The sequence below is a fragment of the Oceanisphaera sp. genome, from assembly GCF_052084945.1.
Taxonomy (GTDB): domain Bacteria; phylum Pseudomonadota; class Gammaproteobacteria; order Enterobacterales; family Aeromonadaceae; genus Oceanimonas.
Genome location: NZ_JBQDEX010000079.1, coordinates 2,920 through 13,135 on the forward strand (window position 1 = coordinate 2,920; position 10,216 = coordinate 13,135).

General features: G+C 47.5%; 11 protein-coding genes. All 11 read left to right on the forward strand.

Going from position 1 to position 10,216, the window contains the following annotated elements:
- The first annotated feature begins 184 nt into the window (after positions 1–184).
- The 11 genes from ACTHY5_RS08290 (at position 185) to rpoS (ending at position 10,038) form a co-directional block, all read left to right on the forward strand.
- Positions 185–1,822 carry a CTP synthase gene (locus ACTHY5_RS08290; RefSeq protein ID WP_441878595.1) on the forward strand — a complete coding sequence of 546 codons (1,638 nt, stop codon included), beginning with the start codon at positions 185–187 and terminating at the stop codon, positions 1,820–1,822.
- A 93-nt stretch (positions 1,823–1,915) separates the two neighbouring features.
- Complete coding sequence (eno, locus tag ACTHY5_RS08295; protein ID WP_441878597.1) at positions 1,916–3,217, forward strand: phosphopyruvate hydratase; 1,302 nt, start codon at positions 1,916–1,918, stop codon at positions 3,215–3,217.
- 143 nt (positions 3,218–3,360) lie between these two features.
- The gene (ftsB, locus tag ACTHY5_RS08300) at positions 3,361–3,663 is read left to right on the forward strand and encodes a cell division protein FtsB (protein ID WP_441878598.1); all 303 of its coding nucleotides are present in this window, start codon (positions 3,361–3,363) and stop codon (positions 3,661–3,663) included.
- The gene (gene ispD, locus ACTHY5_RS08305) at positions 3,660–4,340 is read left to right on the forward strand and encodes a 2-C-methyl-D-erythritol 4-phosphate cytidylyltransferase (RefSeq protein WP_441878600.1); all 681 of its coding nucleotides are present in this window, start codon (positions 3,660–3,662) and stop codon (positions 4,338–4,340) included. The genes ftsB and ispD overlap by 4 nt, the downstream gene beginning before the upstream one ends.
- 218 nt (positions 4,341–4,558) lie before the next feature.
- On the forward strand, positions 4,559–5,035 hold the full coding sequence (gene ispF, locus ACTHY5_RS08310) for a 2-C-methyl-D-erythritol 2,4-cyclodiphosphate synthase (protein WP_441878602.1): 477 nt from the start codon (positions 4,559–4,561) through the stop codon (positions 5,033–5,035).
- Positions 5,036–5,049: 14 nt separating this feature from the next.
- Entirely contained in the window at positions 5,050–6,075 is a 1,026-nt protein-coding gene (gene truD / locus ACTHY5_RS08315) for a tRNA pseudouridine(13) synthase TruD (protein WP_441878614.1), read from the forward strand.
- Positions 6,072–6,818: a 5'/3'-nucleotidase SurE gene (gene surE / locus ACTHY5_RS08320; protein WP_441878604.1), complete on the forward strand. Its 747-nt coding sequence runs from the start codon at positions 6,072–6,074 to the stop codon at positions 6,816–6,818. The genes truD and surE overlap by 4 nt, the downstream gene beginning before the upstream one ends.
- Before the next feature lie 3 nt (positions 6,819–6,821).
- Positions 6,822–7,448, forward strand: coding sequence for a protein-L-isoaspartate(D-aspartate) O-methyltransferase (locus ACTHY5_RS08325; protein WP_441878606.1), 627 nt, complete (start codon positions 6,822–6,824; stop codon positions 7,446–7,448).
- Entirely contained in the window at positions 7,445–8,026 is a 582-nt protein-coding gene (locus tag ACTHY5_RS08330) for a YqaA family protein (protein WP_441878608.1), read from the forward strand. The genes ACTHY5_RS08325 and ACTHY5_RS08330 overlap by 4 nt, the downstream gene beginning before the upstream one ends.
- Positions 8,026–9,030, forward strand: a complete 1,005-nt coding sequence (locus ACTHY5_RS08335; RefSeq protein WP_441878610.1) for a LysM peptidoglycan-binding domain-containing protein — start codon at positions 8,026–8,028, stop codon at positions 9,028–9,030. Before ACTHY5_RS08330 ends, ACTHY5_RS08335 begins: the two co-directional genes overlap by 1 nt.
- Before the next feature lie 39 nt (positions 9,031–9,069).
- Positions 9,070–10,038, forward strand: coding sequence for an RNA polymerase sigma factor RpoS (rpoS, locus tag ACTHY5_RS08340; protein WP_441878612.1), 969 nt, complete (start codon positions 9,070–9,072; stop codon positions 10,036–10,038).
- Positions 10,039–10,216: the final 178 nt, after the last annotated feature.

Consider the following 10,216-nt stretch of genomic DNA (forward strand, 5'->3'; position numbering starts at 1 on the left):
AAGATAACCACTGGTTTAGGTTTTTCGTATAGCGGTCGGCGTAAAGCGTACAGTTGACGGCTGAAAGCTGACGGCTAATAGTGCGGGGGTAGGTTTTCGTTGTCGAATTCGCGCTTCATGCGTATACTTTCACCCCGTCTTGAATTTCATCTCTCTTTCGTTCCTTAGCTTCTTCAGGTTCTACATGACAACTAAATATATTTTTGTTACTGGTGGGGTTGTGTCGTCCCTAGGTAAAGGCATTGCAGCCGGTTCCCTGGCGGCCATTCTCGAGGCTCGTGGTCTAAATGTGACCATTATGAAACTGGATCCCTACATTAACGTAGACCCAGGTACTATGAGCCCAACACAACACGGTGAAGTGTTTGTTACAGACGATGGCGCTGAAACAGACCTTGATCTGGGTCATTACGAGCGCTTTATTCGTACCAAAATGACGCGTCGCAATAACTTTACCTCAGGCCGCGTATATGCGGACGTGCTGCGCAAGGAACGACGCGGTGACTATTTGGGCGCCACCATTCAGGTGATCCCACACATTACTAACGCTATTAAAGACCGAGTAATTGCCGGTGCCGAAGGGCATGACGTGGCTATTGTTGAGGTTGGCGGTACTGTAGGTGATATTGAATCACTGCCGTTTTTAGAGGCGCTACGCCAGCTTGCCGTACAAGTGGGTCGTGAAAACACCTTGTTTATGCACCTTACCTTGGTGCCATACTTGGCCGCGGCCGGAGAAGTAAAAACCAAGCCTACCCAGCATTCGGTTAAAGAGTTGCTGTCGATTGGTATTCAGCCCGATATTTTAATTTGCCGTAGTGATCGCGTGATCCCGGCCAATGAAAGAGCCAAAATTGCACTCTTTTGTAACGTGTTGGAAAAAGCCGTTATTTCATTAAAAGACGTCGACTCTATTTACAAGATCCCAGCGGTATTACGCTCGCAAGGGCTAGATGAATTAGTGGTTAAGCGCTTTAACCTAGATTGCCCACCGTCAGATTTATCTGAATGGGAGCAGGTGATCTATGAGGAAGCCAACTCTACCGGCGAAGTCACCATTGGCATGGTGGGTAAATATATTGAATTACCCGATGCTTATAAGTCGGTAAACGAGGCCTTAAAACACGGTGGCTTAAAAAATCGCCTGACAGTAAAAATTAAGTATATAGATTCACAAGATCTTGAAAGCAAAGGCGAAAGCTTGTTGGAAGGCTTGGATGCCATTTTGGTACCTGGTGGCTTTGGTCCCCGTGGTATTGAAGGTAAAATAATGGCGGCTCGCTATGCACGTGAGCAGCGCGTACCTTATTTAGGTATTTGCTTAGGTATGCAGGTGGCATTAATTGAATATGCTCGTAATGTTGCTGGTTTAGAAGGCGCGCATTCGTCAGAGTTTGATCCAGAAAGCCCTTATCCTGTAGTAGGATTAATTACTGAATGGCTAGACGAAGAAGGCCAAGTAGAAGTGCGTGACGAAATGTCAGATCTTGGCGGTACCATGCGTCTAGGTTCGCAGTTATGCCACTTAGAACCAGGCTCCAAGGTGCATGCCTTATATGGTTCAGATACTATTTATGAGCGTCATCGTCATCGCTATGAAGTTAATAACCGTTTATTGCCTAAAATAGAGGCAGCGGGCATGAAGGTAACAGGGCGCTCAGCCGATAAGAAATTGGTCGAGATTATAGAAAACCCCGATCATCCTTGGTTTGTAGCCGCACAATTCCACCCAGAATTTACGTCTACCCCCAGAGATGGTCACGGATTGTTTGCAGGCTTTATAAAAGCGGCAGGTCAATATCAGCAGGGAGAGCTGGAGTAACCTAATAACACGGGCAAGCAGAAAATATCTGCTTGCCCGTATTTTTTAGTGCTTTATCCCGTTTTTACCTTTCAACTAAGAGGAAGTTAGAGAATGGCTAAAATAATTAAAGTTATTGGTCGTGAAATTATCGACTCGCGTGGCAACCCAACCGTAGAAGCAGATGTATACCTAGAAGGTGGCATCATGGGCCGCGCCATAGCGCCCTCTGGTGCCTCAACAGGCTCACGTGAAGCCTTAGAGTTGCGCGATGGTGATAAGTCTCGCTATTTAGGTAAGGGCGTACAAAATGCCGTTGCCATTATCAACGATAGCATCGCCAAAGCACTAACCGGCAAAGATGCGACTGAGCAAGCAGTTATCGATCAGGTAATGATCGACCTAGACGGTACCGACAACAAAGGTAAGCTGGGCGCAAACGCTGTGTTAGCTGTGTCTTTGGCCGTTGCCAAAGCCGCTGCACAGTTTAAAGGTGTCCCTTTGTACGCTTGGATTGCTGAGCTAAACGGCACACCAGGTCAGTACTCTATGCCACTGCCGATGATGAATATCATTAACGGCGGCGAACATGCCGATAACAACGTCGATATTCAAGAGTTTATGATCCAACCTGTGGGCGCTAACAACATCAAAGAAGCGCTGCGCATGGGTGCTGAAGTGTTCCACAGCCTAGCTAAAGTACTTAAAGCCAAAGGCTTAAGCACTGCAGTGGGTGACGAAGGTGGCTTTGCTCCCGATCTTGAGTCTAACGAAGCGGCATTAGTGGCCATTAAAGATGCGGTTGAGCAAGCGGGCTATGTGCTGGGTAAAGACATTACACTGGCAATGGACTGTGCGGCGTCTGAGTTTTACGACAAAGCCAACAATAACTACAACCTCAGCGGCGAAGGCAAAGTATTTACGGCCAACGAGTTTACGCATTACCTAGAAACGCTGACTCAGCAATATCCAATTGTGTCTATTGAAGACGGCTTGGATGAGTCAGACTGGGATGGTTTCGACTATCAAACTAAGGTACTGGGTGACAAGATCCAACTGGTGGGTGACGATCTGTTTGTAACTAACACCAAGATCTTGAAAGAAGGGATCGACAAAGGCGTTGCTAACTCTATTTTGATTAAGTTCAACCAGATTGGCACTCTAACCGAAACCTTAAACGCCATTCAAATGGCTCAAAAAGCCAACTACACAGTGGTTATTTCACACCGCTCAGGTGAAACTGAAGACACTACTATTGCCGACTTGGCTGTAGGGACTTGTGCGGGTCAAATTAAAACTGGTTCTATGAGTCGTTCAGACCGTGTTGCTAAATATAACCAGCTGATCCGTATTGAAGAAGAGTTAAACGGCAAGGTTGCGTTTAATGGTTTGTCTGAAATTAAAGGCCAAGCGTAATACGTGCAAGCCCATTAGTGGATGATGTTAGTATCATTAATGGCTTTGCTTTTTGGCCTTAAGAATGAAACCCCGCCCCGTGCGGGGTTTCTTTTGTTTATGGCGTGAATATGGGAAACTAGCGTACAATTTGTGGAGGATAAATGCGCACGCTGACGCTAATACTGCTCGCCCTGTTAGGCACAATTCAATATCACTTGTGGTGGGGTAAAAATGGCTTGGCTGAATATCATCAAGTTCAAGCCAACGTAAATCGCCAAATGGACGATAATGAATTATTAGTGACCCGTAACGCCTTGTTATATCGGGAAATTGACGATCTTAATAAAGGCCTAGCAGCCGTAGAAGAGTTGGCGCGTAACGACTTGGGGATGATTAAGCCCGGTGAAACCTTTTACCGATTGCTATTAACCGATAAGCTGCCAACGAATAAGCCACTACCATGAATATCACACATAGCTATACTGCCCTTGTACCGGCAGCTGGCATAGGCAGTCGCATGGCGGCTGACCGGCCTAAACAATACTTGCCCTTGGGCGATTGTACTGTGCTAGAGCACACCTTATGGGGATTGCTCAAGCACAGAGCGATTGGCAGCATAGTGGTGGCGATTGCCGAGCACGATACCTGGTTTAATACCCTTGCTATCGCCAGCCATCCACGCATTATGACGGTGGCGGGGGGACGAGAGCGGGCCGACTCGGTACTTAATGCGTTGCAGCAGGTATCGACTGAGTGGGTGTTAGTGCACGATGCGGCACGACCCTGTTTACACAGCGCCGACTTAGAGGCAGTGATGGCTGCGGGCCAACAAGCCCAGGGTGCTATTTTAGCCAGTCGTGTGCGCGACACTATGAAGCGCGGTAATGGTGAAGGGGCGATAGCCAAAAGTGTGCCACGCGAAGAGTTATGGCACGCACTCACACCGCAATGCTTTGCCACGGCGACATTACGTCAAGTATTGGCTGATGCACTGGCTCAAGGCGTTATTATTACGGATGAAGCCTCCGCCATGGAGGGGGCGGGTTTTAATCCGCTATTAGTAGAAGGGCGGGCAGATAATATCAAGATCACTCGCCCCGAAGATTTAGCACTAGCGAGCTTTTTTTTAGAGCAGAGCTAACGATTTATTTGCCACGGAATACACGGAATAATTAAGATGAAATAAGAACGAAAACGGAAATATCTAGGTGTTAAGCTCTTATAAACACAAGCTGTTTTTTTCTTTTCACTAGTTCTTCGTCCATGTATTCCGTGGCAAAAATAGCCTTTGAATTTGTTTTTAAACGTAACGCGTATGCCGTAAGACGTACGGCTTAATATACATAAGAGAACACTTTGATGATGCGAATTGGACACGGTTTTGACGTGCATAAATTTGGTGGCGTCGGCCCTTGTATTTTAGCCGGTGTAGCTGTGCCTTATGAGCAAGGCTTATTGGCGCACTCAGACGGAGACGTGGTTCTACACGCCCTTACCGATGCCCTATTAGGTGCCATTGGTGGCGGCGATATTGGCACGCATTTTCCTGATACCGATGCCGCTTATAAAGGGGCCGACAGCCGTGAATTATTACGCCAAGTGGTGGCCATGGTAAAAGAGGCCGGTTTTACTCTGGGTAATGCCGATGTCACTGTGTTGGCCCAAGCACCTAAACTCTCGCCCTTTATTCACGATATGGTGGCCAATATTGCTGCCGATTTGCAAGCTGACACCAGCCAGATAAATGTAAAAGCGACCACCACAGAGCAGCTAGGCTTTGTCGGTCGTAAAGAGGGCATAGCGGCAGAAGCTGTGGTGTTGTTGGTAAAAGTATGACTGATAGCTTAACTATGAATGACTGGCAGTATCTACATGGCGAACCGAGCTGTCAGGGGCGCTTAAAAGTAGTACCTGAAGACTTTATTGTGCGTGAAGACTTAGGCTTTACCCCCTGCGGTGAAGGTGAGCATATTCTGCTTTATATTCGAAAGCGGGGCCAAAATACTCAGTGGATCGCCCGTGAATTATCACGCTTAGCGGGGGTGACCCAGCGTGAAGTGACCTGGGCGGGCTTGAAAGATCGTCATGCCGTTACTGAACAATGGTTTGGCGTGCACTTACCCGGTAAAGCTGAGCCGGATTTTTCGAGCTTAGAAAGCGACGATGTACAAATATTGGCTCGTGGCCGCCATAATAAAAAGCTTAAAATAGGGGCATTAAAAGGCAACTGGTTTGAGCTAAACCTCACTGAATTATCTGCGCCCCACGAACTAGAGAATCGCTTGGCGGCCATTGCCGAACGCGGTGTGCCTAACTATTATGGCGACCAACGTTTTGGCCATAACTTTGGCAACATTGAGCAGGCGCGAGCCATGTTTAATGGTCGAAAAGTGAAAGATCGTAATAAACGCTCGCTGTATTTGTCTGCCGCGCGCAGCTACTTATTTAACTTGGCTGCCAGTGCGCGCCTACGTGCCGGTATAGCCGAGCAATTGCTTGATGGCGACTGTTTGATGTTAGCTGGTACTCAGTCTTTTTTTACGATTAACGAAGACAACCCGCTTGATGAGGCTATGCAAACGCGTTTTGCTGAAGGGGATGTGCGTATTAGTGCCCCTATGTGGGGACGTGGCCGTTTACCAAGTGGTGCTGCGGCAGCTGAGCTTGAGTTATCGGCGCTCAGTGAACATCAAGATTTATGCCAAGGGCTTGAAAATCAAGGCTTGAAGCAAGAACGCCGTCCCTTACTCTTAAAGCCCCAGCAGATGAGCTGGCAACAAGAAGGCGATGCACTGCGTTTGTCATTTTGGCTACCCGCCGGAAGTTATGCCACCAGTGTGGTGCGTGAAATAGCAAAGGATGTACAAGGCGAATGAAAATATTAGTGAGTAATGATGATGGTGTGAATGCACTGGGTATTCGCACATTAAGCCGCGCTTTATCTGAATTTGCTGAAGTAGTTACAGTGGCGCCAGACCGAAATCGCAGCGGGGCCAGCCACTCTTTGACGCTAGAAGTGCCATTGCGGGCGGATAAGCTTGATGATACTGGCTTTTATTCTGTTAAAGGCACCCCTACCGATTGCGTACATTGGGCAGTTAACTGCCTGCTTGACCCCGATCCTGATATGGTGGTGGCGGGCATTAATCACGGTGCTAACTTAGGGGATGATGTACTGTACTCGGGTACGGTTGCAGCCGCGACTGAAGGGCGTCACTTAGGCTTACCTGCGTTAGCGGTGTCTTTATGCGGTGAACGTTACTTTGAAACTGCGGCGCATTTTGTCGGTGTTTTGGTGCAAGGCTTATTACGTGCACCTTTATCGACCAACCAAATATTAAATGTGAATGTGCCAGACTTGCCCTTAAGTGATATTCAGGGTATCAAAGTGACTCGTTTGGGTAATCGTCATCGTTGTGACCCAGTATTAAAAGAATACGATCCACGGGGCAAGCCGATTTATTGGATAGGTCCTCCAGGGGCCATTCAAGATGCCGGAGAAGGTACTGACTTTGATGCAATAGAAAGAGGTTATGTCTCTATTACCCCTTTAACAATAGATATGACGGCCCATAATAAAATGGCAGCATTGGCCAGTTGGCTTAAAGAAGTGGAGTAGCGGGTGCTTACGTTAGCAGGGCAGCAGTTTTATCGCATGCTGCAACAACAGGGGATCAAAAACGAGCGAGTATTAACGGCCATTGCCCGTTTACCCCGAGCTCAGTTTGTTGATGAAGCTATGTCCCACAAGGCGTGGGAGAATAGCGCTTTGCCTATTGGTTGTGGCCAGACCATTTCTCAACCCTACATAGTGGCGAGAATGACAGAGGCGCTGATGCAGTTTCAGCCTAAGCGGGTACTGGAAGTAGGGACGGGATCTGGTTTTCAAACTGCGGTGTTAGCGCAGCTAGTGGAGCAGGTTTTTAGCTTAGAGCGTATTAAGTCACTGCAATATCAGGCGCGTCGCCGCTTGCAGCGCTTGGATCTGTATAATGTGTCCACAAAACATGGTGATGGCTGGCAGGGGTGGGCAAGTAAAGCTCCCTTTGATGCCATCATAGTGACGGCGGCGGCTCAAGAGACACCCCAAGCTTTGTTGTCTCAGTTAGCCGATGGTGGCGTAATGGTGATTCCGGTAGGGCAAGCCCAGCAAACATTATGGCTATATCAGCGTCGTGGTGATCAGTTTTCTCGCACTGAGTTAGAAGCGGTGCGATTTGTTCCGTTAGTGAAAGGCGATCTTGAGTGAAAATTTTTTCTCGGTTATATCAGTTGGTGATGAAATGGGCTATGCACCGCCATGCTCCGGTTTATTTATCATTAAATAGCTTTGCGGAATCTATATTTTGGCCGGTGCCGGTTGATGTTATGTTGGCCCCCATGACACTAGCTAAGCCTAAAAGCGCTTGGTTTTATGCCGGTCTGGCGACTGTGTTCTCGGTACTGGGGGCCGGCTTTGGTTATTTGTTAGGGTATGCATTGTGGGATCCCATAGTGCAGCCTTTTATTGCTTCTATGGGTTATGAAGGCAAAATAGAAGTGGCTGAAGCCTGGTTTGCCAAGTGGGGCGTTTGGGTTATTTTTATTGCCAGCTTTACCCCCATTCCTTATAAAGTCTTTACTGTGACAGCCGGTTTGCTCAGTATGGCCTTTTTGCCCTTTATCTTAGTATCGTTAGTGGGGCGAGGCTTGCGCTTTTTCTTAGTCTCTGGACTGATGAAATGGGGTGGCGTGAAAATGGAAGCCAAGCTGATCCGCTATATTGATCTTATTGGCTGGGCTTGCTTGATTGCTGCCGTTATTGCTTATTTACTGTTGAGAAACTAATGCCAAGATGGAGCCAAACACTCACATTAACCTGCCTCAACCTAGTGTTGCTGGCACTATTGAGTGCTTGCTCCGGAACCTCGCCTGCTCCAGTCTCGGGGGTACATGCCCGTGGTCATATAAAAGCCAATGGTAATCATTATGTGGTAGCCAAAGGCGACACCTTATATTCCATTGCTTGGCAAGCGGGCACAGATGTGCCCACTTTAGCGCGTCATAACCGTATTGCTCCCCCTTACGCTATTTATCCTGGGCAAACATTGCGTTTAGATATCCCTGGAGTTAAGCGGGTGCAATACCGAGTACGCCGGGGTGACACCCTTAGCAGCATTGCTAGGCGCACTAATCATAGCGTGGCAGATCTTGCTGGCCTTAATGGCTTGCGCCCTCCCTACCGTATTTATGTTGGTCAAGCGCTAACCCTAAAAGGACAGCGATCGCAGGCAAAAATGACCCGCTCTACCCAGGCTAAATCAACAAGGGTTGCAGCTAAGCCAGTACGTCAAAAAGGTGTAAGCCCTTCTAATAAAAAAGAAAAATCTAATGTTAAAAAAGTAACTAAGCCAGTTGCACCCGTCGCTGGAAAAGCATACGCTCAAACTCAAGCGCCTAATAAAACGGCCAGTAAGGCGGCGATTACTTGGCGCTGGCCAACACCTGGGCCTGTTATTTCAGGGTTTTCGTTGGCAGAAACGGGCAATAAAGGCGTTGATATTCGCGGTAGCAGAGGACAGGCCATTAAAGCGGCTGCCGCAGGAAAAGTCGTATACGCAGGGAGTGCGTTACGAGGTTACGGTAATCTGATTATTATCAAACATAATGATGATTACTTATCGGCCTATGCTCACAACGAAGTGCTAAAAGTCAAAGAGCAACAAACAGTGGGCGCAGGCCAGCATATTGCCGATATGGGAAGCAGTGATACCACAGATGTTCGATTACATTTTGAAATTCGATATCAGGGCACCTCTGTTAACCCCATAAAGCATCTGCCAAAACGATAAATACGTAACGTTGGTAGTGCAGGTAAAGGGAGAACAAGCATGAGCCAGAGCAAAGTAACGACTCGTACGGGTAACATAGACTTTAATGCAGACAACGCATTGGATGCGACAATTAATAAAACGAAAGATAATAGCGCAAATGGCGTAGACCAAGAGGTTGCAAGTAGCCGAGCACTAGATGTCACGCAGCTGTATTTAGGAGAGATCGGTTGTTCTCCTTTATTAACAGCTGAAGAGGAAGTTTTATATGCTCGTCGAGCCTTGCGTGGTGACCTGATTGCACGCAAACGCATGATTGAATCTAATTTGAGGCTGGTAGTTAAAATATCTCGCCGTTATAACAATGGCAGCTTGGCACTGCTCGATTTAATTGAAGAAGGTAATCTGGGTTTGCTTCGTGCGGTTGAAAAGTTCGATCCCGAACGTGGCTTTCGCTTCTCGACCTATGCGACCTGGTGGATCCGCCAAACCATAGAACGCGCCATTATGAACCAAACTCGCACGGTGCGTTTACCCATCCATATCGTAAAAGAGCTGAATGTTTGCTTACGCACCTCTCGCGAGCTAGCGCACCAGCTAGGTTACGACCCTACTGCTGAAGATATAGCTAAAGCGCTTGATAAGCCCGCGACGGAAGTGTCACGCATGCTAAAACTTAATGAGCGAATGGGCTCATTAGATAGTCCGCTTGGTGGTGATGGTGAAAGGGTGTTGTTAGATGTATTAACAGATGACAACGATCTTGATCCCGAAGTTAAGTTACAAGACAGCAATATTAATACCAGCTTGCAAGGTTGGTTAAATGAACTGACCCCCAAGCAACGAGAGGTATTAGCCCGCCGTTTTGGCCTGCTGGGGTATGAAGTATCGACCCTTGAGCATGTTGGGCAAGAAATTGGCCTTACCCGCGAGCGAGTACGCCAAATTCAAGTTGAAGCACTTAAACGATTAAAAGATATTCTTAGCCAAGAAGGCTTATGTGTAGAAACCTTGTTCTATACGGAGTAATGAACATTTATCGTGCGATGTTGCATGCTTAATGTTGAATGAAATTAGACAACTAAAGCCAACAACGGCCACCGCCAGTTGTTGGCTTTTTCTTAGGCCAATCTGTAAAACTAACTGATCAAGATTTTTCGCCACGGAACCCACGGAAGAACACGGAACAATAGAGATAAGATCTGAA